This window comes from Micromonospora sp. A200 (genome assembly GCF_029893845.1).
Taxonomy (GTDB): Bacteria; Actinomycetota; Actinomycetes; order Mycobacteriales; family Micromonosporaceae; genus Micromonospora; species Micromonospora purpureochromogenes.
In genome coordinates this window covers 14,258-34,519 of sequence record NZ_JARXXY010000025.1, presented here as the reverse complement: position 1 = coordinate 34,519, position 20,262 = coordinate 14,258, and the positions used below count along the sequence as shown (strand labels likewise).

General features: G+C 73.9%; 22 protein-coding genes and 1 pseudogene. 9 read left to right on the top strand and 14 right to left on the bottom strand.

From position 1 onward, the window contains the following. Positions 1–90 precede the first annotated feature (90 nt). The 11 genes and pseudogenes from M2302_RS22895 to M2302_RS22845 form a co-directional block, all read right to left on the bottom strand. On the bottom strand, positions 91–1,614 hold the full coding sequence (locus M2302_RS22895; protein WP_280839900.1) for an FtsX-like permease family protein: 1,524 nt from the start codon (positions 1,612–1,614) through the stop codon (positions 91–93). Next, a complete protein-coding gene (locus M2302_RS22890; protein WP_280839899.1) occupies positions 1,611–2,312 on the bottom strand; it encodes an ABC transporter ATP-binding protein in 702 nt (233 codons plus the stop codon). The genes M2302_RS22895 and M2302_RS22890 overlap by 4 nt, the downstream gene beginning before the upstream one ends. Beyond that, positions 2,309–2,845 (bottom strand): PadR family transcriptional regulator, encoded by a 537-nt coding sequence (locus M2302_RS22885; protein WP_210777669.1) that lies wholly within the window; start codon positions 2,843–2,845, stop codon positions 2,309–2,311. Before M2302_RS22885 ends, M2302_RS22890 begins: the two co-directional genes overlap by 4 nt. Positions 2,846–2,897: 52 nt before the next feature. Then, positions 2,898–3,464, bottom strand: coding sequence for a TIGR03086 family metal-binding protein (locus M2302_RS22880; protein WP_280839898.1), 567 nt, complete (start codon positions 3,462–3,464; stop codon positions 2,898–2,900). Positions 3,465–3,754: 290 nt separating this feature from the next. Then, a pseudogene (gene tnpA, locus M2302_RS22875) lies at positions 3,755–4,140 on the bottom strand (IS200/IS605 family transposase). A gap of 192 nt (positions 4,141–4,332) precedes the next feature. Further along, complete coding sequence (locus M2302_RS22870; protein WP_280839897.1) at positions 4,333–5,871, bottom strand: SpoIIE family protein phosphatase; 1,539 nt, start codon at positions 5,869–5,871, stop codon at positions 4,333–4,335. 2 nt (positions 5,872–5,873) lie between these two features. Next, the gene (locus M2302_RS22865) at positions 5,874–7,226 is read right to left on the bottom strand and encodes a sensor histidine kinase (protein WP_280839896.1); all 1,353 of its coding nucleotides are present in this window, start codon (positions 7,224–7,226) and stop codon (positions 5,874–5,876) included. Continuing rightward, the gene (locus tag M2302_RS22860; RefSeq protein ID WP_280839895.1) at positions 7,223–8,248 is read right to left on the bottom strand and encodes a SpoIIE family protein phosphatase; all 1,026 of its coding nucleotides are present in this window, start codon (positions 8,246–8,248) and stop codon (positions 7,223–7,225) included. Before M2302_RS22860 ends, M2302_RS22865 begins: the two co-directional genes overlap by 4 nt. After that, on the bottom strand, positions 8,236–8,652 hold the full coding sequence (locus M2302_RS22855; protein ID WP_088959353.1) for an ATP-binding protein: 417 nt from the start codon (positions 8,650–8,652) through the stop codon (positions 8,236–8,238). The genes M2302_RS22860 and M2302_RS22855 overlap by 13 nt, the downstream gene beginning before the upstream one ends. Further along, positions 8,649–9,068 (bottom strand): STAS domain-containing protein, encoded by a 420-nt coding sequence (locus tag M2302_RS22850; protein ID WP_280839894.1) that lies wholly within the window; start codon positions 9,066–9,068, stop codon positions 8,649–8,651. Before M2302_RS22850 ends, M2302_RS22855 begins: the two co-directional genes overlap by 4 nt. After that, the gene (locus M2302_RS22845; RefSeq protein ID WP_280839893.1) at positions 9,068–9,928 is read right to left on the bottom strand and encodes an STAS domain-containing protein; all 861 of its coding nucleotides are present in this window, start codon (positions 9,926–9,928) and stop codon (positions 9,068–9,070) included. Before M2302_RS22845 ends, M2302_RS22850 begins: the two co-directional genes overlap by 1 nt. 159 nt (positions 9,929–10,087) lie before the next feature. Here M2302_RS22845 and M2302_RS22840 point away from each other — a divergent pair, with 159 nt between their 5' ends. Beyond that, positions 10,088–10,444: an STAS domain-containing protein gene (locus tag M2302_RS22840; protein WP_088959356.1), complete on the top strand. Its 357-nt coding sequence runs from the start codon at positions 10,088–10,090 to the stop codon at positions 10,442–10,444. 10 nt (positions 10,445–10,454) lie between these two features. Here M2302_RS22840 and M2302_RS22835 read toward each other — a convergent pair whose 3' ends face one another. Continuing rightward, positions 10,455–11,780 carry an MFS transporter gene (locus M2302_RS22835; protein ID WP_280839892.1) on the bottom strand — a complete coding sequence of 442 codons (1,326 nt, stop codon included), beginning with the start codon at positions 11,778–11,780 and terminating at the stop codon, positions 10,455–10,457. Positions 11,781–11,829: 49 nt separating this feature from the next. Here M2302_RS22835 and M2302_RS22830 point away from each other — a divergent pair, with 49 nt between their 5' ends. From M2302_RS22830 to M2302_RS22810, 5 genes are all read left to right on the top strand, one after another. Then, a complete protein-coding gene (locus tag M2302_RS22830; RefSeq protein WP_280839891.1) occupies positions 11,830–12,513 on the top strand; it encodes an FCD domain-containing protein in 684 nt (227 codons plus the stop codon). 39 nt (positions 12,514–12,552) lie between these two features. After that, positions 12,553–13,026 carry a large conductance mechanosensitive channel protein MscL gene (gene mscL, locus M2302_RS22825; RefSeq protein ID WP_280839890.1) on the top strand — a complete coding sequence of 158 codons (474 nt, stop codon included), beginning with the start codon at positions 12,553–12,555 and terminating at the stop codon, positions 13,024–13,026. A gap of 80 nt (positions 13,027–13,106) precedes the next feature. After that, on the top strand, positions 13,107–13,364 hold the full coding sequence (locus M2302_RS22820; protein ID WP_280839889.1) for a hypothetical protein: 258 nt from the start codon (positions 13,107–13,109) through the stop codon (positions 13,362–13,364). A 29-nt stretch (positions 13,365–13,393) separates the two neighbouring features. Next, positions 13,394–13,768, top strand: a complete 375-nt coding sequence (locus M2302_RS22815) for a hypothetical protein (RefSeq protein WP_179802673.1) — start codon at positions 13,394–13,396, stop codon at positions 13,766–13,768. Between the two features lie 221 nt (positions 13,769–13,989). After that, a complete protein-coding gene (locus M2302_RS22810; protein ID WP_280839888.1) occupies positions 13,990–14,262 on the top strand; it encodes a hypothetical protein in 273 nt (90 codons plus the stop codon). On the opposite strand, the gene M2302_RS22805 is transcribed toward M2302_RS22810, so the two are convergent. Both M2302_RS22805 and M2302_RS22800 read right to left on the bottom strand, forming a co-directional pair. Beyond that, positions 14,249–15,559 carry a benzoate/H(+) symporter BenE family transporter gene (locus M2302_RS22805; protein WP_280839887.1) on the bottom strand — a complete coding sequence of 437 codons (1,311 nt, stop codon included), beginning with the start codon at positions 15,557–15,559 and terminating at the stop codon, positions 14,249–14,251. The two genes, M2302_RS22810 and M2302_RS22805, sit on opposite strands and share 14 nt — an antisense overlap. Positions 15,560–15,796: 237 nt before the next feature. Next, positions 15,797–16,825, bottom strand: a complete 1,029-nt coding sequence (locus M2302_RS22800) for a LuxR family transcriptional regulator (RefSeq protein WP_280839886.1) — start codon at positions 16,823–16,825, stop codon at positions 15,797–15,799. 63 nt (positions 16,826–16,888) lie between these two features. Between M2302_RS22800 and M2302_RS22795 the strand changes: the two genes are divergently transcribed. The 3 genes from M2302_RS22795 to M2302_RS22785 all read left to right on the top strand — a co-directional run bounded on the left by M2302_RS22795 (position 16,889) and on the right by M2302_RS22785 (position 20,137). Further along, entirely contained in the window at positions 16,889–17,608 is a 720-nt protein-coding gene (locus M2302_RS22795) for a protein phosphatase 2C domain-containing protein (protein ID WP_280839885.1), read from the top strand. Between the two features lie 50 nt (positions 17,609–17,658). Further along, positions 17,659–18,843, top strand: a complete 1,185-nt coding sequence (locus M2302_RS22790) for a GNAT family N-acetyltransferase (RefSeq protein WP_280839884.1) — start codon at positions 17,659–17,661, stop codon at positions 18,841–18,843. A 97-nt stretch (positions 18,844–18,940) separates the two neighbouring features. Continuing rightward, positions 18,941–20,137, top strand: coding sequence for a hypothetical protein (locus tag M2302_RS22785; protein ID WP_280839883.1), 1,197 nt, complete (start codon positions 18,941–18,943; stop codon positions 20,135–20,137). Positions 20,138–20,262: the final 125 nt, after the last annotated feature.

The window sequence follows — 20,262 nt, the reverse complement described above, 5'->3', positions numbered from 1 at the left end:
TGATCTCCCTGCCCCGCCGCCTGCGGTTCCACCCCCGCTGGCGGGCTTCCGGAGTCACAAGCGCCGTGGCCGTACCTGGTGTTACACCCCTCAGGCCGTGCGCAGCTCCTCGACCGCGGTGCTGGCCCGCAGGAGGAGCAGGCCGACCGCGACCGTCACCAGCACCGCGACCAGGGCGCCGCCGCCGACCAGGGCCAACTGCTCCAGCGGTACGCCGGGCGTGACTGTCACCTCGGGCACCCACAGAGTCCGCAGGTACTGCGCCCGGGTCGCCGGGTCCGCGCAGAGCAACTCGGGTCCGTCGCAGAACTCGGTGGAGTAGCCGCCTCCGGTCACTCCACGACCGGCGACGCCCCGGCTGAGCAGCAGGCCCACGGTGAGCGCGAGCGCCACCGCCGGCACCGCCGGCGCCAGCGCCTGCCAGGCGATCGACCGGGCGAGCGTCCCCCGGGGCACCCCGGTGGCGACCAGCGCCGCGTACGCCCGCCGTCGGGCGACGATCCCCTCGACCAGGGCGACGATCAGCCCGCCGGCGGCGATCGCCATGGCCACGCCGACCGCCAGGTCGACGAGGTCCACCGTGCGCAGGTAGAAGCCGTCGCTGCCGCCACGGTCCTGGCCGGTGAGCCGTTCGACCTCGGCGTGGGCCTCGAACGAGGCCCGCATCCCGGCCGCGCCGGCACCCACGATCACGGCGGCCAGCAGGGCGGCGAAGGTACGGCTGCCGGCCCACGGGTCGCTGGTCAACCGCCGGGACGCCAGCAGCGCGGCCGGCCGCCGGGCGTACCGGTGCAGCAGCCGACCCGAGGTGTACGACAGCCAGCCGGTGCCGACCACCACCCCGGTCAGCGCGGCGAGCCCGCCCCCGAGCAGCAGCAGCGGCGGTAGCAACAGCGGGGGTTCCCGGTGGTGGTCCTGGTACCAGTCGAGCACCGGGTCCAGGGCGGCGAAGGCGGCGAGGCCGGCGACGATCAGCAGGCCGGCCCACGGCCCGGGCGCGCGTTCCCGGCGGACCTTGCGCACCACGCCGAACGGGGTGGCGGTGACCCGGCGCAGCAGCACCGCGCCGAGCAGCGCCGCCGCCAGCGGCAGCCCGAGCACCACCGCCACGATCACCGCGGTGGCCGGGAGGACGTCGGTGGGGAGCGCCAGCCGCCCCTGCGCGTCCGGCTCGTCGAGCAACCGCCGGCCGACCAGGAAGACGGCCAGCCCGAGGAGCGTCCCGAGGAGGCTGGCCAGGCCGGTCTCCAGCACCGCGAGCCGGGTCACCTGGCCGGGGGTGGCCCCGGCCAGGCGCAGGGCGGCGAGCCGGCGGTCCCGGCCGGGGGCCCCGAGCCGGGCGCACTGCCCGGCCAGCGCCAGCACCGGGACGGCGAGCAGGAGCAGCGCGATCGCGGTGCCGCCGCGCAGACCGGGCTCGCGGAGCAGGGCATTGGCGTACTGCTCGGAGTTGTTGTTCCCGCGGCCGCCGGGCGGGGTCGGGATGGCCAGCACGGTGAGCGCGGCCAGGCCGGCGAGGGTGGCCAGGGCGGCGCTGAGCGCGGTCAGCACCACCCGGGCGGTGTCGGTGCGGTTGCCGGCCAGGGCGAGCCGGAGCAGGACGGCGGGCCTCACCGGGCGCCGCCGGCGAACGGCAGGTCGAGTCCGAGCCCGCTGGCGTCGACCGCCCCGTCGCGGAGCATCACCTCCCGGTCGGCGTACGCGGCGATCCGCGGCTCGTGGGTGACCAGCACGACGCTGGTGCGCTGCTGCCGGGCGAGCCGGACCAGCTGGGTGAGCACCTGCTCGCCGCTGAGCGTGTCCAGCGCGCCGGTCGGCTCGTCGGCGAAGAGCACCCGGGGCTCGGTGACCAGGGCCCGGGCGGTGGCGCACCGCTGCTGCTGCCCGCCGGACATCTCGCCGGGCCGGACGTCGGCCACCTCGGCCACCCCGAGCCGGTCCAGCCAGCCGAGGGCCGCCACCCGCGCTTCTCGCCGCCCCGTGCCGGCGAGAAGCAGCGGGAGGGCGACGTTCTCCGCCGCGGTCAACTCGGCGACGAGCTGGCCGAACTGGAAGAGCACCCCGAACTCGGTACGGCGCAGCCGGGACCGGTCCGCCTCCGACCAGGTGTCGATCCGCTCGCCGCGCCAGACGACCTGGCCCGCGTCCGGGCGGAGGATCCCGGCCAGGCAGTGCAGCAGGGTGGACTTGCCGCAGCCGCTGGGGCCGGTGACGGCGACGATCTCGCCCTCGGCGACGTCGAGGGTGACGCCGCCGAGGGCGGGTGTCGGCCCGTACGCCTTCACCACGCCGCGAGCCTGAAGTTGTGTCACGAGTGCACCTCCCGGTGCCAGTCGGCGACCCGGTCCAGGGTGGTCCGCAGCCACCTCAGGTCGGCGTCGAGGTGGGCGATGGCGTAGTCGGCCGAGACCACGTCGTCGAGGGTGGCCGAGGGTGCCGTCTTGACAGCGGTGAGTTCGCGCAGCCGGTCGGTGTGCGCCCGCCCCTGCGCCACCAGGTACGAGCGGGCGGCGCTCACGTCGGCGACCAGCAGCGCCACCACCACCTTGGCGAAGAGCGTGCTGGTGACGTACGGCGCGGGTGGCTCGACGGCGCCGAGCCACCGGTCCAGCGCCTCGCGGCCCTGCCCGGTGAGCTGGTAGGACGTCCGGTCCGGGCCGGCCTCGCGCTCCTGCCCGGTGGCGACCACCAGACCGTCGCGCGCCAACCGGCCCAGGGTGGCGTAGACCTGCCCGAACGCCAGCGGCTTGGCCCGGGGCAGCCGGGCGTCGTGGGCACGCTTCAGCTCGTACCCGTGCCGGTTCCCGGCGGCGAGCAGCCCCAGCAGGACGTGCGAAGTGGACACCGGGCCACTATTCACTGAGTGAATAGCCGGTGTCAAGCGTCGTCGGTGCGGTTCAGCGACTCCAGGCCGGGTCGCGGCCGGCGCGGCCGAGCAGGCGGTCCAGCTCGGTGCAGTCCGGGCCGGTCGCCACCTCCGGCCCGAAGGCGCCCATCTGCTGGCCCATCGGGCCCATCTCGTCCAGGAACCGGTGACCGGCGGCGGTGACCTCGGGCGCCGGCTGGTACGGCTGACCGGTGGCCCGGGCCAGGTCCCAACCGTGCACGGCCAGGTCGATGACCCCCATCAGGCCAACCGTCTCCTGGGGCAGCCCCATGCCGGGCGAGGCGCCCTCCTCGGCGGCCGGGTCGGCCCACGCCTCGACCAGCCGGGCGGTCTCGTCGGCGAACCGGTCCCGCCACCCCTCGGTCAGGTGGTCCGTCTTCGCCGACCAGTCCACCTCGCGCCGCCGGGCGAGCGTCTGGAAGTTGACCACCACCTCGTACAGGTGGTTGGCCAGGTCCCGGACGGTGTAGTCCGGGCACGGCGTGGGCAGGTCCAGCTGATCGTCGGTGATCGCCCGGACCACCGCCACGGTTCGCGGTGCGGCGGCGGCCAGCAGATCGCTAGTCTTCGTTCCCATAGGGCCAGCGTACGAAGGCGGTCTTGAACGAATGCGACAGCCACGCGGGGACAACCGGGGCATCCTCGACCCGGAACGGCTGCGCCGGGAGGTGCGGTTCCGCCGGCACCTGCCGGCCCCCGCGCTGCGCCCCTGGGTCGAGCACTACTGGCTGATCGACTGGGCGCCAGAGCCGGACCCGGCGGCGACCGAGACGCTGGCGCTGGCCGAGGCGATCCGCACCGACCGCGGTGTGCTGCGGGTGGACGACCTCGCGCGCTCTAATCTGGCGGGTTCTGCTGTTCGATGTATTAGCGCAGAACGGTTAGGGGTGCCGCCGCGGACGGACCCGGCGAAGTACGAGGCTGACCAGAGCCGGTTGTTAGTGGCGAACGAGATCGGGAAACTCCTGACGCATCCGCCGGGACGATACGCTCTTGAGGCTGTTAACCAGCCGCGCCAGGGCCACCTTGGGCGGGTAGTTGACCTGCAGGTGCACGTGTTCGCCTTCGCCGTTGAACTCGATCAGCTCGCACTCGAAGTCGGCGCACACCGACCGCATCATCTCCTCCCACCGCACCAGGTGCCGGTCAGCACATACGCGGTGCCGGAACTTTGTCACGAAGACCAAGTGGGCGTGCAGGGCGGAAAGGCAATGCCTGCCGGTGCGGACGTTGCAATCTCTGTCATGGCGCAGAATCCCCCATTCTGCGGAGGCCCGCCACCGACGGGGATTCCCATGTCCGCTGCTCGGAGCAGTGTTGCGAATGAGGCAGCAGAGCAAAGGATGTGAAGGGGTGGTGGGACGGATCCAGTCGTGCGACTTTGCGTGAGGATGGTCGAAGGTCACTCTTCGTGCCACACCTGCGTGACGGGACGAGCCGTGCGGTCAGCGGCGGCGGACGGCCACCACGGCGACGTCGTCGTGGATCTCCGGCGGGGCCAGCTCGACCAGCAGGCGGTGACAGAACCGGTCGAGGTCGTCGTCCACCCGGGCGGCACACCCGGCCAGCGCGGCCAGGCCCTCGTCGATGGTGGCGTCCCGACGCTCGATCAGGCCGTCGGTGTAGAGCACCAGCGTCGCGCCGGCCGGCAGGACGAACTCCAGGTCGTCGGGGCGCTCGGCCCGTACCCCCAGCAGCGGCGCCGAATGCTGGACGAAGTCCACCCGGCCGTCGACGCTCACCAGCGCCGGCAGGTGCCCGGCGCTGGCCAGCCGGATCCGACCGCTGGGCGGGTGCAGCAACAGGATGCAGAGGGTGGCCAGCTCGTTGCGGAGCAACGTCCGCATCAGCTCGTTGAGCCGGTCCAGGATCACCCCCGGCTGGTGCCCCTCCACCGCGTACGCCCGCATGGCGTGCCGCAGCTCGGCCATCACCGTGGCGGCGTGCAGCGAGTGGCCGGCCACGTCACCGATCGCCACCAACAGGTGGCCGTCGAGCATGACCAGCTCGTAGAAGTCGCCGCCCACCTCGGTCTGCGCGCTGGCCGGCTCGTAGCGGACGGCCAGGTCCAGTCCGGCGACCTCGGGCAGCCGCCGGGGCAGCAGGCTCCGTTGCAGGGTGACGGCGATCCGGTGCTCCTCGTCGAACGACCGCTGCGCCTCCACCGCCGAGGCGACCGCCTGGGCGAGCTGCACCAGCACCGGCGTGCGCTTGGTCTGGGTCGCGGTCGGCACCACCACGTAGAGCGGGGCGCGGTCCTCGCGCAGCCGGGCGGCGGCCACGGTCACCGTGTCCCCCGCCGGCCAGGGGACCAGGCCCCACTCGGCCGGGTCGTTCACCCGTACGGTGGCCCCGGTCGGTACGCCGGTGTCGTCCACCACCCAGGGCACGATCGTCGGCTTCGCGCCCGGTCCGGTGGCGATCCCGGCCAGGCAGTCGCCGTCGAAGGTCTCGGCGATCACCGCCGCCGGGCTCTTGAAGATGTCGGCCGCGCCCGCCGCCGCGGATTCCAGCAGGCGGGCGAAGTTCGGGGCGGCGTGCACCGCGACGGTGGTGTCGGCCAGCCCGGTGAGCCGCTCGGCGAGCAACTCCGCGCGCTGCCGTGCCTGGTAGTAGCGCAGCACCGCGTGGGCGGTGGCGACCAGTTCCTCCGGCTCGATCGGCTCGGCCAGGTAGGCGTCCGCGCCCCGGGTCAGCCCCTGCGCCCGGTCCACCACGTCGACCGCGTGCGCGGACACGTGGATCACCGGCATCGCCGGGTGGTCCGCCTTGATCCGCTCGCAGACGTCGAAGCCGCTCAGGTCGGGCAGCCGTACGTCGAGCACCACCAGGTCGATCGGGTCCGTCGCGACCCGTTCCAGCGCCTCGGTGCCGGTCTCCGCCTCACGGACCGCGAAGCCGGCCCGGGTCAGCCAGCTGACCAGCAGGTAACGCTTGGTGCGACTGTCGTCGACCACCAGCACCGTCGCCTGGTCGCCGACCATCGTCAGGCTCCGCTCGCCGGTAGGACGACGGTGAAGGTGCTGCCCCGGCCGGGCTCGCTGGTCAGCTCCAGCGTCCCGCCGAGCAGGGTCACCAACCGCCGCGCGTACGGCAGGCCGAGGCCGGTGCCGCCGACCCGGCTGGCCCCCGGCACCTGGTAGAACTCCTCGAAGATCCGTTCGTGCAGCTCGGGGCGGATGCCGACGCCGGTGTCGGAGACCGACAGGCGCCACCGCGTGTCGTCCCGCTGCGCGGTCATCCGCACCTCGCCGCGCTCGGTGAACTTGAGCGCGTTGTGCAGCAGGTTGCGCAGCACCTGGGAGAGCAGCACCTCGTCCGAGCGGAGCACGGCCGGCGCCGGCGGCTCCTCCACCACCAGCTCGACGGCCGACCGGTTGGTCAGCGCCCGCAGCGTGCCGCGCAACTGGCCGAAGACCGCCCGCAGGTCGACGTCGGCCCACTCCGGCTCGATCCGCCCGGACTCCGCCTTGGCCAGATCCAGCAGGGCGTTGACCAGGGAGAGCAGGTCGGCCGCCGAGGCTCGGATCAGCTCCACCTGCTCGGACTGCTCGGGGGTCAGCGGGTCGGAGGCGGTGTCGGTGAGCAACCGCCCCAACCCGATGATCGCGGTCACCGGGGCGCGCAGCTCGTGGCTGACGTTGGCCAGGAAGCGGCTCTTCGACTCGCTCGCCGTCCGCAGCTGCGCCGACTTCTCGTCCAGCTCGGCGTAGAGCGCCACCACGCCGCGGTTGGTCTCCTCCAGCTCCTCGGAGAGCTGGGTGTAGAGCGCCATCACGCCCCGGTTGGTCTCCTCCAGCTCGGCGTTGAGCACCGCCAGCTCGTCGCGCTGGCTGCGGACCTCGTCCAGCGCGGCGATGAGCTGCTCGTTCTGAGTGGCGAGCTCGTCCAGGGCACTGCCGGGCGCGCTGTGCCCGAGCTCGGCGCGCAGCTCGGCCAGCCGCGCCTCGGTCAGCGCCTGGGCGGCGGCCGGGACACGTCGGGACATCCTCACGACCGTATCCCTCTCCTCGCTGGTCACACCCAGTGTGTCCACCAAACGCGCCACCGCGCCCGACTGGGGCTCGTACCGGCCGCCGGGCAGGGGGCTGGCCGGGGTGAGGTCGACGCGCAGCGCGCGGCGACCGTCCCGACCGTGCACCACGTGGAAGGCGACGTCCGCGCCGCCGACGGTACGCAGCAGGTCACGGGCGACCTCACTGAGCGCGGTGGCGAGCCGGACCTGGTCCTGGTGCTCCAGACCGACGGCGGCGGCGACCTCCCGGCCGCGTTGGCGGACGAGGAAGATGTCCTGCTCCACCCGCAGCGCCATCTGCAGCAGCGGCTCGCCGGCGCTCATGCCGGTGTCCTCGCCGCCAGGACGCAGGCGTCGTCGCGGCGGACGCCGGCGTCCCGCAGCAGGGTCGCAGCGAGCACCAGCGGAGATCGCCCGGTCAGCCCGGGGTAGTCGCCGATCCGCCACCGGTCGACCACGCCGTCGCTGTGCATGACCAGGGTCGCCTCCGGCGGGAAGGCGTAGTCGTACTCCCGGACGGACGGTCGCTGGTGCCCGGCGATGCCGGGCAGCGAGACCAGGCCCCGCCGCTCGTCGGCCGCCCCGAGGACGACGCCGGTGATGTTGCCGAGCCCGGCGTACCGGAGCACGCCGGCCGACGGGTCCAGCTCGGCCACCGCCAGGGCCGCGCCCCGGGTGTGCGTCATCGCGCGGTGCAGGTGCTGCACCACGGTGGCGGGCGGGGCGGCCGGCGCGGTACGGAAGGCGGCCAGTGCGGTGTCGGCGGCCGCGCCCGCCAGCGCCCCGTGCCCGAGGCCGTCGCAGACCAGCACCTGGTGGCGACCCTCGGCCACCCGTACGGCGTGCCCGTCGCCGCTGACCTGCTCGCCACTGATCGGCCGGGTCAGCCCGGCCGCCCAGGCGGGGCGCACCGGCGCGGCCTTCGGCCACACCTGCACGGCGAGGACGGTGCCCTTGCCCGGCCAGGACCAGGCGTCGTACCAGCTCGCCTGGCGGCTGATCGCGCCCAGGCCGATGCCGAGCGTGCCGGTGGTGGAGTGGCCGTCCCGGGAGGAGACGGTCAGGTCCGTCATGCCGGGGCCGGAGTCGATCGCGACCAGCTCCACACCGGCGTGGTCGCCGTCGCGGACCGGCCGCAGCAGCAGCAGTCCTTCCTCGGCGTGCTTGACCAGGTTGCTGGTCATCTCGGCGGCGACGATGGCGAGTTCGGCGACCCGGTCGGGGTGCAGGCCGAGCTGGCCGCCGAGGCGTTCGGCGGCCCGCCGCACCGAGCTGGCGGCGCTGCTGTTCTCGACCCGGAACCAGCTGCCGGGATCGGGAACAGCGTGGGTGTTCACCGGGACCACTTGGTGACGGTGATCCGGGTGCCCTCGCCGACGACGGTCTGGATGTCGAAGTCGTCGACCAGGCGTCGAGCCCCGCTGAGGCCCAGCCCGAGGCCGCCGCCGGTGGTGTAGCCGTCGGTCAGCGCGAGGTCGAGGTCGGGGATGCCGGGGCCGGTGTCGGCGAAGACCACCCGTACGCCCCGGCGCCGGCCGTCCTCGACCACCGTCACCTCGGCACCGCCGCCCCCGCCGTAGATCAGCGTGTTGCGGGCCAGTTCGCTGGCCGCGGTGACGAGCTTCGTCTGGTCGACCAGGGAGAGCTTGGCCGCCACCGCGACGGTACGGACCAGCTGCCGGACGCGGACGACGTCCTCGTCGCTGCCGATCGCCTGGGCTTTCGGGCCCAGGTCGACGCCCGCGGTCATGGTGATGTCGCCGCCGTTCCTGACTCCACGTCCTCCGGATCGTCGTCGAACCCGAGGTCGTCCGCCCGGCTCGCCGCGATCAGCTCCATGCCGCGCTCGACGTTCAGCGCGGTCCGGATGCCGTGCAGCGACAGGCCCAGCTCGACCAGCGTGATGGCGACCGCGGGACGCATCCCGACGACCACCGTCTCGGCGTCGAGCACCTTGGAGATCGAGGCGATGGTGGAGAGCATCCGCCCGACGAAGGAGTCGACGATGTCCAGCGCCGTGATGTCGATGATCACGCCGTGCGAGCCGGTGGCCACGATCCGCTCGGCCAGGTCCTCCTGGAGGGCGACGGCCGTCTGATCGGACATGTCGATCTGGATGGAGACCAGCAGGATGTCGCCGATCTTCAGGATCGGCACCCGCTCCATCACGCCTCCCGGCGCGGGTGGCGGCGAGCCGTCTCGACGCCGGTGAGCCGCAGCACGTGCCGCAGCGCGTCCGCGAGGCTGGCCTTGGTGGCGATGTCCCCGAACTCGATGCCGAGCGCGACGATGGTCTGGGCGATCTGCGGCCGGATGCCGGAGATGATGCAGTCGGCGCCCATCAGCCGGGCGGCCACCACCGTCTTGAGGATGTGCTGGGCGACCTGCGTGTCGACGGCCGGCACACCGGTGATGTCGATGATCGCGTACGGCGAGCCGGTGTCGACCAGGGTCTGCAGCAGCCGCTCCATCACCACCTGGGCGCGGGCCGAGTCGAGCGTGCCGACCAGCGGCACGGCGACCACGCCGTCCCAGATCTTGACCACCGGGGTGGAGAGTTCGAGCAACTGCTCGGCCTGGTCGGCGATCAGGCCCTCGCGGGCCTGCACGTACGTCTCGAAGGTGGACAGGCCCATCTGGTCGACCACGCCGTTGAAAGCGAGGACGTCGCGCAGCGACAGTCCGCCGTCGGCGGCGTCGGCCAATTCGACCAGCACCTCCTTGAGCGCGTAGATGCTGACCGCGGTCTCGGTGGCGGAGAAGCCCTGCCGGGCCCGATTGCGCGACAGCTCACCGAGCACGGCCCGCAGTTCGGCGGCCGACTCGGAGGAAATGTCCGCGAGCCCCCGGGCACCCGCATTGATCATGCTGCGGTGCAGCTCCTGCACCTGAAGGCGCAGTTCCGCCTGGCTGAGCCGGCCACGCAACGAGGTCGCGACCAGCTCCGTCCAGCGCTGGACGATCCGCTCGGCATGCTCAGTAAGCAGGCCGGCGAGCCGGTCACCCTCTTCCGTGGTCATCGCCATTGTTACCTCCTCTGAGCTGGGCCGGCCGGACTCTATCACCGCCGACCGGCGCGGTACTTGTCACGAGGCAAAGAAATGATCAGGCACACCTGATCCCGCTCCCGTTCTGCGTGTTCGGGCGTTCGTGGGATACCGTTCCACCGATAACAGGAGGTCCGAATGTCCTTGACGGTGCACACGGAACAGCGCGGCGACGTGGTCGTCGTCTCGGTCGCGGGCGAGCTCGACATGGCGACCGCACCGCAGCTGCAGGACCAGATCACCGACCTGCTCGACAAGGGCCGCAGCCGTCTCGTGTTCGATTTGGCCGACGTGTCGTTCTGTGACTCGACCGGCCTGTCGGTCTTCGTGCGCGCGAAGAACAGCTGCGACGAGGCCGGCGGCGTGGTCCGGCTGGCCGCCCCGCAACGCGGCGTGCTCCGCATCCTCGAGGTCAGCGGTCTGGTCGAAGTGCTGCACACGTACCCGACGGTCGAGCAGGCCGTGGCGGGCGACCCGACACCGGCCTCCTCCTGACCGGTTCTTCTCAGCGCTCGTCCTCGATGAAGCGGGGACGAGCGATCACCATGCCCGCGGTCGTCTGCACGGCCAGCGCGGCGACCAGGAACCCGAGCGGGGCCGTCCAACCTCCGGTCGCCTCGTAGAGGATGCCGACCAGCAGCGGCCCCAGGGCCGCGATCACGTACCCGGTGCTCTGCGCGAAGGCGGACAGCGCCACGGTGCCCTCGGCGGTCCGGGCGCGCAGGCCGATGGTGGTCAGGATCAGCGGGAACGCGCCCTGACCCAGGGCGAGCAGCAGGACCCAGAGCGGCGCGAGGCCGTGCGGCGCCAGGGCCAGACCGAGGTACGCGGCCGCGGAGAAGGCGGTCAGCGCCAGCACCAGCGGTCGTAGCGTCGGCAGCCGGCCGGCCAGGGTCGGCATTCCCAGCGCGACCGGCACGCCGAGCGCGGTCACCCCGGCCAGCAGCAGTCCGGCGGCCTCGGGACGGTAGCCGGCGTCGCGGAAGAGCTGGGCCAGCCAGCCCATGATCGCGTACCCGCTGAGCGACTGCGCGCCGAAGTAGACCGCCATGGCCCAGCCGAGCCGGGTGCGTTCCGGCCGGATCCGCACCCGCGCGGCGGGGGCCGCCGTCGGGGCTGCGGCCCGCCGGGCGGCGCGGGCCCGTAGCGCCAGCGGCACCCACGGGAGTACGGCCACCGCGGCCAGCCCGGCCCAGACGCCGAGCCCGGCCTGCCAGGAGCCGAAGGCGTGCGCGACGGGCACCGCGGAGGCGGCGGCCACCGTCGTGCCCACCGTCAGGGCCATCGTGTACGCCCCGGTGACCAGCCCGGTGCGGTGCGGGAAGTGCTGCTTGACCAGCATCGGCAGCAGGATGTTCGCCACCGCGATGCCGGCCAGCGCGAGCGCGCTGGTGAGCACGAAGACCAGCGCGGAGTCGGTGGCCACCCGGAGCACCTGCCCCACGGTGAGGGCGAGCATCGCCACCACCAGCACCCGGGCCGGCTGGTAGCGGCGGACCAGCCACGGGGTGAGCGCGCCGAGACCGGCGAAGGCGATCGTCGGCAGGGTGGTGACGAAGCCGGCCATCGTGCCGGAGAGCGCCAGTCCGGTGCGTACCTCGTCGAGGAGGGCGCCCAGGCTGGTCACCGCGGCGCGGAGGTTCAGCGCGACCAGCAGCATCCCGACCAGCACCAGCGCACCGCCGCGGGCCGCCGAGGGCCGGCCGGCCGGGGGCGCGACGGCGGCCGGCGCGGGCACCGGCGTCACGTCGGCGGTGGGCGCGCCCGGGTCGGCGACGGACCGGTCGGCGGCGGGGGCCTCGGCCTCGGTGCGGGTGGGTGGCGGGGTCATGACCTCGAACCTACAATCATGGGATGAATTTCGGCAGCAGGTGTAACTGGTGACACCCACCGTCGATTCCGTCGCCGTGCCCCCGCGCGGCCACCGCGTACGCCAGACGATCGAGCAGCTCAGGGAGCGGATCCTCGGCGGCGAGTGGCCGGTCGGCGGGCGGATCCCGACCGAACCGCAGCTGGTCGCCGCGCTCGGGGTCGGGCGGAACACCGTCCGCGAGGCGGTCCGCGCGCTGGTGCACGCCGGGGTGCTGGAGTGCCGACAGGGCTCCGGGACGTACGTGGTCTCCACCGACGAACTGGCCCCGGTGGTGGCCCGCCGGCTCACCGACGACCGGATGGCGGAGGTGATCGAGGTCCGGCGCGCCTTCGAGGTGGAGGCCGCCCGGCTGGCCGCGCTGCGCCGTACCCCGGCAGACCTGGCGGCGCTCGACGCCGCGCTCGCCACCCGCGAGGCCGCCTGGCGCTCGGGCCGGGTGGCGGACTTCGTGGAGGCCGACGCGGCGCTGCACACCGCGGTGGTGGCCGCCGCCCACAACGGCATGCTCGCCGAGCTCTACGCCTCGGTCGGCACGGCGCTGCGCAGCACGGTCGCGCACGCCATGGGGGACGCCCTGGAGCCCGAGCGGTACGTCGACCACGGTCGACTCGTCGCCGCGATCCGGGACGGCGATCCGGCCCGCGCGGCGATCGAGGCCGGTGCTTTTCTGGAGCCGCCCTCCGGGGCATAGGTTGTCCCGGACGCAGAATCGGACAGCACGGGAGTACGGATGCTCAAGGGCTTCAAAGACTTCATCATGCGCGGCAACGTCGTCGACCTCGCGGTCGGTGTCGTCATCGGTGCCGCGTTCACGGGCGTGGTCACGCAACTGACCAAGTCGTTCCTGGAACCACTGGTCCGGGTGTTCATCGCGCTGCTCACCGGCAGCAAGAACGGCCTCACCGGGTCCACCCCGACCTTCCGGGAGATCCCGTTCGACTGGGTGGCCTTCGTCAACGCGCTGATCACCTTCCTGCTCACCGCGGCGGCGCTCTACTTCCTCGTCGTCTTCCCGATGAATCGGCTCGCGGAGCGCCGCAAGCGGGGCGAGGAGCCGCCGCCCTCGGCGCCGAGCGAGGAGGTCAAGCTGCTGACCGAGATCCGGGACGCCCTGGTCGCCGGCGGGCACACCACGCCGGCGCAGCAGCGGGGCGCGCTCGACGACGTGCTCGGTCGGCGTACGGAGCCGCCCGCGCCGCGCTGACGCGCCGCATGCACACCGGCCCCTGTGGGAATCCCACAGGGGCCGTCCCGTGTCGTACACATGTTCGATAGAGTCCGGCCATGGAACAGCGCAAGCACTGGTGGAACGGCAAATGGGGGCGGCTGGCCCGGCGGGACGTCCTCCTCCGGGTGGACGCCGACCGCTGGCACGTCGAGCAGCGGGCCGGCGGTGCGGAGGGCGTCTCCCAGTTCTACGAGTACGGCAGCGCGGAGGAGGCCGAGGAGACCGTCCGGGCCCTGCTGGAGGGGACCGACGGCTGGCGGGAGCTCTCCCCGCGCCCGCCGAGCGCCTGGGCCCCGCCGAGCGACGGCGTTTAGCGGCGCGCCGGCCCGGGAACCGCCCGGGAATGAAGCAGCAGGGCACCGAGCAGCAGGCGGCCATCTCCCGGGTCACCACCGGCATGCGGGTCATCGACACGGCCGGCGTCGAGGTCGGCACCGTCGACCTCGTGCAGCGGGGTGACCCGAACGCGGTGACCGTGCAGGCGCCGACCGCCGACCCGGGCGGCAGCCTCGACGAGCTGATCGAGTCGGCCGCGGTGGAGGAGCCGGACGTGCCCGCCGACCTCGCCGCCCGGCTGCTGCGTACCGGCTATCTCAAGGTCTCCACCGAGCTGGCCCGCACCGGCGCGGTCTACGTGCTGGCCGACCAGATCGCCGCCGTCACCGACGGCCAGGTACGCCTCGGCGTCGGCGTCGGCGACCTCCCCCCAGAGGAGTGACCGCCCCGCTCGCAGCGACGCGGGGACGTGAGGAGCCGACCGCGGTTTCCGGCGTCCGCCACTCGGTGAGTCGCCTACGTCATCAGGTCGATAGCGAGTTCGGTAGGCACGCGGCGCCCGAGGCGGCCCCGCCCCGACATGCCAACAGACCCGGGCGCCACGCTCCGGCGGCCGGACATGCGCGGCCCGCGGGCGCGGACACACCGCCCTAGTGTGGACCGATGTACATGGTCATCGGGGAACAGCGGATGCCCGGCGGCGGGCCGGAGGAACGGCGGGCGCAGTACGCGCACATGGCGGAGGTGGTCCGGCAGAGCCCGGGGTTCGTCCGCGGCTGGTGGGGACCGGACCAGGCGGACGCGGAGACCGGACACGCGCTGGTCCTGTTCGACACCCTGGAGCACGCGATGGAGTTGGCGGCGACCGTCGAGCGCTACGTCCCCGGCGTGCGGGTGCGGGTGATGGCGGTGGACGTGACGGTCAGCGCCTCGTGACCTCGCCGGCCTCGGCCGGCGCGGCCGGATGCGACCCGCTCCCGACCGAGCCGCTCTCGGCCGAGCCGGGCCGGCTCGATCCGTTCTCCGCCGCGCGGGGGGAGGGCGCCAGCACCGTGGCCGGGGCGGCGGGACCGGCCGGCGGCGACGCGGCACGCCGGCGGAAGAGCAGCAGCATCAGCCAACCGGCGAGCAGGCCCCAGAACGCGCCGGCCACCCCGAGCAGGCTCACCCCCGAAGCGGTGACCACGAAGGTCACCACCGCCGCCTCCCGGCTCTCCGGCTCGGCGACCGCCGCCGCGACCGCCGTGGCCAGCGCGCCGAGCAGTGCCAGCCCGGCCACCGCCTCGATCAGCACCGGCGGGGAGAGCAGCACCAGCGCGGTCGCCACCCCCGCTCCCAGTCCGAGCAGCGCCAGCCCCAGGCCGGCGGTGACCGAGGCGATCCAGCGCCGCTCCGGGTCCGGGTGGGCGTCCGGCCCGGCCGCCAGGGCGGCGCTGATCGCTGCGAGGTTCACCGCGTGCCCGCCGAGGGGCGCGCCGAGCGCGCTGGCCAGCCCGGTCACCCGCAGCGCCGCGTTCAGCGGGGGCTGGTAGCCGTAGCCGCGCAGCACCGCCGTACCGGGGACGTTCTGGGCGGCCATGGTGACCAGGAAGAGCGGCAGCGCCAGCCCGACCAGCGCCGGCACGGTGAACGCCGGCGCGGTCAGCTCGATCACCGGCCGGAACCCGCCGACGCCCCCGGCCGGCGAGGTGAGCGCGATCGTCACCGCGGCCACCACCAGCGCCGCCGGCACGGCCCAGCGCCGGGCGAACCGGTGCAGCACCAGCCAGCTGACGATCACCGGTACGGCCAGCCGGGGCACCTCGACCAGCGCCCGCACCGGGGCGGTGCAGAGCGGCAGCAGCACCCCGGCCAGCATCGCCGCCGCCACCGGGCCCGGGATCGCGGCGACCGCCCGACCCAGCACGGGAAAGAGACCCGCGGCGACGATGAGCACCCCGCAGAGCAGGAACGCGCCGACCGCCGCGGGCCAGCCGCCGGGGACCGGGCCGGTGGCGACCAGCAGCGCCGCGCCCGGGGTGGACCAGGCGATCGCGATCGGCATCCGGTGCCGCAGCCCCAGCCAGAGGGCGCAGAGCCCGGACGCGACGCTGACCGCGAGCAGCCCGGAGGCGGCCTGGGCCTCGTCGGCGCCGACCGCCCGCAGCCCCGCCAGCACCACCGTGAACGAACTGGCGAAGCCGACCAGGGCGGTCACCACGCCGGCCAGCACCGGTTGCAGCCGTCCCGCCATCACCGCACCCCCCGTCGTCGCGGCCACCCTAGCGGCGGCCCACCAGCAGGCCGCGCCCGTCCACCGGCCCGCCCAGGAGCCGGGAGCCGGGCTGGCCGGTCGGTGCCGCGGCCACCGTAGCGGCGGCGACCACCGGCTCTACCGGCCCGCCCACCAGCCGAGAGCCGGGCGGCCACCAGCGAGCCGCACGGCGGACCGGAGCCGGGGCACGCCGACCGAGGCAGGCGACCGGACCGCTCAGCCCAGCGGGCGGGACGGGACGCGGTGCCGCACCGCCCACAGCGCCGCCTCCGTGCGCGACGCGGAGCCCGTCTTGCGCAGCAGATTCGACACGTGCACGGTGACCGTGCGGACCGAGATGCCGAGCGCACGGGCCGCCTGCTTGTTGGACATCCCGGCGACCAGGCAGCCGAGCACCTCCACCTCCCGCCCGGTCAGCTCGGCGTCGGGCGGGGCGGCCGGGCGCGGCGCCGGCGGCCGCAGGTGCTCCGGCAGCGGCCGCTCGGCCAACGCCTCCAAGCCCCGGCCGGCGTGCGCGGCGAGCAGCTCGGTGAGCGCGTACGGGTTGCCGCCGGTGCGCCGCCAGACGGCGGTGGCGATCCGGTCGGCGGGGCGGGTGCCGTCGTACACCTGGGTCAGCACCTCGGCCACCTCGGGCACTCCGAGCGGGCCGAGGTGCTGGCGCACGGCGCCGCGTACCCCGCAGAGCCGGGACAGGACGCGGACGGCGAGGTCCGGCGCGACCGCGTCGGCCGGCGGCCAGCTCGCCACCACCAGCAGGGCCGGCAGGTCACCGGCGGTGGCCAGCTCGCCGACCAGGTTGAGGCTGGCCGGGTCGAGGGCGTGCAGGTCCTCCACCACCAGCACCGCCGGGCCGGCGCCGACCAGCCGCCGGACGGTCCGCACGGCCAGCCGCAGCAGGGTGCCGGGGGCGTAGCGCTCGCGCGGCGCGGTGGGCTGCTGGGCGAGCCAGGCCAGCGCGTCCGGCGGCAGATCGAGCCCGCTGGTGTCGCGGCCGCTGAGCACCGCCGCCAGCCAGTCGTACGGGGCCGGGTCGTGCAGCCGGGCAGCGCCGGACAGGACCACCGCCGGGCGGGGCGAGAAGCCCTCCACGGCCGCCGCGACCAGCAGACTCTTGCCGACCCCGGCCGCCCCGGTGATCACCGTGACGGCGGGCGAGGGACGGCCCGCGCCGACCACGGTGGACCACGCCCGGTCGAGCTCGGCACGCTCGCCGGCGCGTCCGACCATGGACACCGGCATCATTTCTGCCACCCTACGCACTAGTGCGTAGAGACGGATCAAGGGTGTTCTTGGCAAGCTGGTGGCATGACGCTGATCCTCCGCTCGGCCATCCTCAACGACGTCGGCCTGGTCCGCACCAACAACGAGGACTCCGCCCTCGCCGGTGACCGCCTGCTGGCGGTCGCGGACGGCATGGGTGGGCTCCCCGCCGGTGAGGTGGCGAGCGAGATCGTCATCCGCATCCTGGACGAGCTGGTCCCGCCGACCGTCGCCGACGAGGCCGCCGAGGCGCTGCGCGCCGTGGTCGCCACCGCCAACCAACGCATCCGCGCCGCCATCTCCGCCGATCCGACGCGCGACGGCATGGGTACGACGCTGACCGCCGGCCTGCTCGCCGGGGACACGCTGGTCCTCGCCCAGGTCGGCGACTCCCGCTGCTACCTGCTGCGCGACGGCGAACTGACCCAGCTCACCCGGGACGACACCTTCGTGCAGGCGCTGGTCGACCAGGGCGCGCTCTCCCCCGACCAGGCCCGGCACCACCCGCAGCGGTCCCTGGTGACCCGCGCCGTGCAGGGCGCGGACGCCCCACCGGCGATCGGGGTGCTGACCATGTTCGTCGGCGACCGGTTGCTGCTGTGCAGCGACGGCCTCTCCGACTACGTGGAGGACGCCGCGATCCACGCCGCGCTGACCACGTACGGCGACCGCCAGCTCTGCGGCGAACAGCTGGTCAAGCTCGCCCACCAGGCCGGCGCGCCGGACAACGTCACCGTGGTCGTCTCCGACCTGACGGAGGGCTGAACCGGACCAATCGGGTTGCGGCGGACCGCCGGCCGGGTTGGGATGGACGGATGCTCATCCGTCGCCTGGCCGCCGAGGAACGCCTGACCACCAGCTTCCCGCTCCAGGCGTACGCCTTCGAGGCATCCCCGCTGAGCAGCGAACGGGTGGAGGCGTTCCACCGGTACCTGCCGTACAACAAGGGCAACCGGACGCTCGTCGTCGACGAGGGCGGCGAGACGCAGGCGGCGGCGAGCGCCATCCCGATGCGGCAGAACCTGCGCGGGCGGGTGCTGCCGATGGCCGGCGTGGCCGGCGTGGCCACCCACCCGCTGGCCCGCCGGCGGGGTCACGTCCGGGCGCTGCTGCACCAACTCCTCGACGAGATGCGCGACGAGGGGCACCCGCTGACCGCGCTGTACCCGTTCCGGGCCGGCTTCTACGAGCGCTTCGGCTACGTCGGGCTGCCCCGGGCGCGGACCGCCCGGTTCTCCCCCGCCGACCTGGACCCGCTGCTCCGGGCCGAGCTGCCCGGCGAGGTGACCTGGGAACGGATCGGCGCCGGCTACCCCGGCTACCGGGCGTTCACCGAACGCTGCGTACGGGAGCGGCACGGCTTCGCGATCTTCCCGGAGTTCCGGGCCGTCGGGCTGCGCGACCGCGACGACCGCTGGCTGGTCACCGCCCGGATCGACGGTACGACGATGGGCGCGCTCACCTACCGCATCGACGACCACGGCGGCGAGCTGCACGGCGACGACCTGCTCGTCACCGACCCGTACGCCCGGGCGCTGCTGCTGCAGTTCCTCGCCCGGCACGTCGACCAGGTCGACCGGATCACCCTCCAGGTGCCCGCCGACGAGCTGCCCGAACTCTGGCTGACCGACCTGGCCGTACACGTCGAGGCGCGGGTCTCCCGCCCGGGGTCACCCGCCCCGATGGCCCGCCTGCTGTCGCTGGACGCGCTCGCCGGTCTCCCCGCCGGCCCGGGCCGGGTCCGGGTCGAGCTGGCCGGCGACCGCTGGCTGGCTGGCACCCACCTGCTCGACGGCACCACCGGCCACCTGGAGCTGACCACCGGCGGCCCGGCGCCGTCGGCGGCCCTCACCGCCGCCGGGCTCTCCGCCCTTGCTTACGGGGTCCTGGACCCGGCCGAGGTGGCCGTCCGCGGGCTGGGCTCGATCGCTCCGGACGCCGCAGCCGAACTCCGCCGCCTCTTCCCCCGCGCCCTTCCCTACCTTTTCGCGGACTTCTGATGCCACGGATGGTGGGAGGCGGGGATCTGGGTTAGGGGTGGGTTAAGACCGGCGCGCGGATTGGGTGTCGGGGGTGGACGACTCCTAGCATCGGGCGGTGCGCTTGAAGCTCGTTGCCGTTCTGCTCCTCCTCGGTGTCGCCACGGCCACGCTGCCCGGGTGCGGCGGTGCGACCGACGACCGCCAGCCCGTGACGGCCGCCGCCACCGGCACCGCGACCGCTCCCGCCCCAGCGACCGGCACCCCGGGCGGGCGGTCCGGGCTCGGCGGTCCGGGGAAGAGCCCGTCGCCGAAGCCGTCCCCGTCGACCGGCGCGGTGCTCAAGGCGGGGAACCCGAACGGCGGCGCCACGGTCCCGGCCGAGGCGCGGGCGGTGGACACCTCCCGTCCGACCAGGACGGTGGGCACGGGTACCCCGGCGAGCTGCACCTCGGACGCGGTGGTGCGGGCGGTCGCGGCGGGCGGGATCATCACCTTCGACTGCGGCCCCGAGCCGGTGACGATCCGGATGAAGGCCACCGCGAAGGTTCGTAACAAGGCCGGCGCACGGATCGTGCTCGACGGCGGCGGCAAGGTCACCCTCTCCGGCGGGGGCCAGCGGCGCATCCTCTACCTGAACACGTGCGACCCTGCGCAGGGCTTCACCACCTCGCACTGCCAGAACCAGGACCACCCGCAGCTCACCGTGCACACCCTGACCTTCGCCGACGGCAACTCCACCGGCGAGCGGACCGAGGGCGGCGGGGGCGGTGCGATCTTCGTACGCGGCGGCCGGGTCAAGGTGGTCAACTCCCGCTTCACCGGCAACCGTTGCAACCGGACCGGTCCGGACCTGGGCGGCGCGGCGCTGCGGGTGCTCAGCCAGTACGACAACAAGCCGGTGTACGTGGTGAACAGCACCTTCACCGGCGGGGTCTGCGCCAACGGGGCGGCACTGAGCAGCATCGGCGTCTCCTGGACGGTGCTGAACAGCGTCTTCACCGGCAACAAGGCGATCGGCAGCGGCGCCAACCCGGCCCGGTCGGGCACCCCCGGCGGCGGCAGCGGCGGCGCGATCTACTGCGACGGCAACGAGTTCACCGTGCGGATCGCCGGCACCCTCATCGAGAACAACCACGCCAACGAGGGCGGCGGCGCGATCTTCTTCGTCAGCAACAACCGCACCGGCACCATGAAGATCGAGCGCTCGACCCTGCGCCGCAACCCCAGCGAAGGCTTCGAGACCCAGGGCCTCCCCGGCATCTTCTTCCTCGGCGCCCGCCCACCCACCATCACCTCCTCCCGCCTGAGCTGACCCGCCCGCCCAACCCCGCCACACCCTGTTGATCAAGAAGTTTGCGTCGCCAGAACGGCCGATCCTGACCAAAACTTCTTGATCACCGGGGCCGGGCACGGATCGCGGGGTGCCGAGCCCCCGGA

What these genes read in the sequence shown, in the direction of transcription:
- M2302_RS22800 (WP_280839886.1), bottom strand. Translation starts at nt 16,825, where the DNA reads ATGATGCCGGTGTCCATGGTCGGACGCGCCGGCGAGCGTGCCGAGCTC.
- M2302_RS22850 (WP_280839894.1), bottom strand. Translation starts at nt 9,068, where the DNA reads ATGGAGCGGGTGCCGATCCTGAAGATCGGCGACATCCTGCTGGTCTCC.
- M2302_RS22855 (WP_088959353.1), bottom strand. Translation starts at nt 8,652, where the DNA reads ATGACCGCGGGCGTCGACCTGGGCCCGAAAGCCCAGGCGATCGGCAGC.
- M2302_RS22880 (WP_280839898.1), bottom strand. Translation starts at nt 3,464, where the DNA reads ATGGGAACGAAGACTAGCGATCTGCTGGCCGCCGCCGCACCGCGAACC.
- M2302_RS22870 (WP_280839897.1), bottom strand. Translation starts at nt 5,871, where the DNA reads ATGGTCGGCGACCAGGCGACGGTGCTGGTGGTCGACGACAGTCGCACC.
- M2302_RS22840 (WP_088959356.1), top strand. Translation starts at nt 10,088, where the DNA reads ATGTCCTTGACGGTGCACACGGAACAGCGCGGCGACGTGGTCGTCGTC.
- M2302_RS22810 (WP_280839888.1), top strand. Translation starts at nt 13,990, where the DNA reads ATGTACATGGTCATCGGGGAACAGCGGATGCCCGGCGGCGGGCCGGAG.
- M2302_RS22865 (WP_280839896.1), bottom strand. Translation starts at nt 7,226, where the DNA reads ATGAGCGCCGGCGAGCCGCTGCTGCAGATGGCGCTGCGGGTGGAGCAG.
- M2302_RS22790 (WP_280839884.1), top strand. Translation starts at nt 17,659, where the DNA reads ATGCTCATCCGTCGCCTGGCCGCCGAGGAACGCCTGACCACCAGCTTC.
- M2302_RS22820 (WP_280839889.1), top strand. Translation starts at nt 13,107, where the DNA reads ATGGAACAGCGCAAGCACTGGTGGAACGGCAAATGGGGGCGGCTGGCC.
- M2302_RS22815 (WP_179802673.1), top strand. Translation starts at nt 13,394, where the DNA reads ATGAAGCAGCAGGGCACCGAGCAGCAGGCGGCCATCTCCCGGGTCACC.
- M2302_RS22835 (WP_280839892.1), bottom strand. Translation starts at nt 11,780, where the DNA reads ATGACCCCGCCACCCACCCGCACCGAGGCCGAGGCCCCCGCCGCCGAC.
- mscL (WP_280839890.1), top strand. Translation starts at nt 12,553, where the DNA reads ATGCTCAAGGGCTTCAAAGACTTCATCATGCGCGGCAACGTCGTCGAC.
- M2302_RS22805 (WP_280839887.1), bottom strand. Translation starts at nt 15,559, where the DNA reads ATGGCGGGACGGCTGCAACCGGTGCTGGCCGGCGTGGTGACCGCCCTG.
- M2302_RS22795 (WP_280839885.1), top strand. Translation starts at nt 16,889, where the DNA reads ATGACGCTGATCCTCCGCTCGGCCATCCTCAACGACGTCGGCCTGGTC.
- M2302_RS22845 (WP_280839893.1), bottom strand. Translation starts at nt 9,928, where the DNA reads ATGGCGATGACCACGGAAGAGGGTGACCGGCTCGCCGGCCTGCTTACT.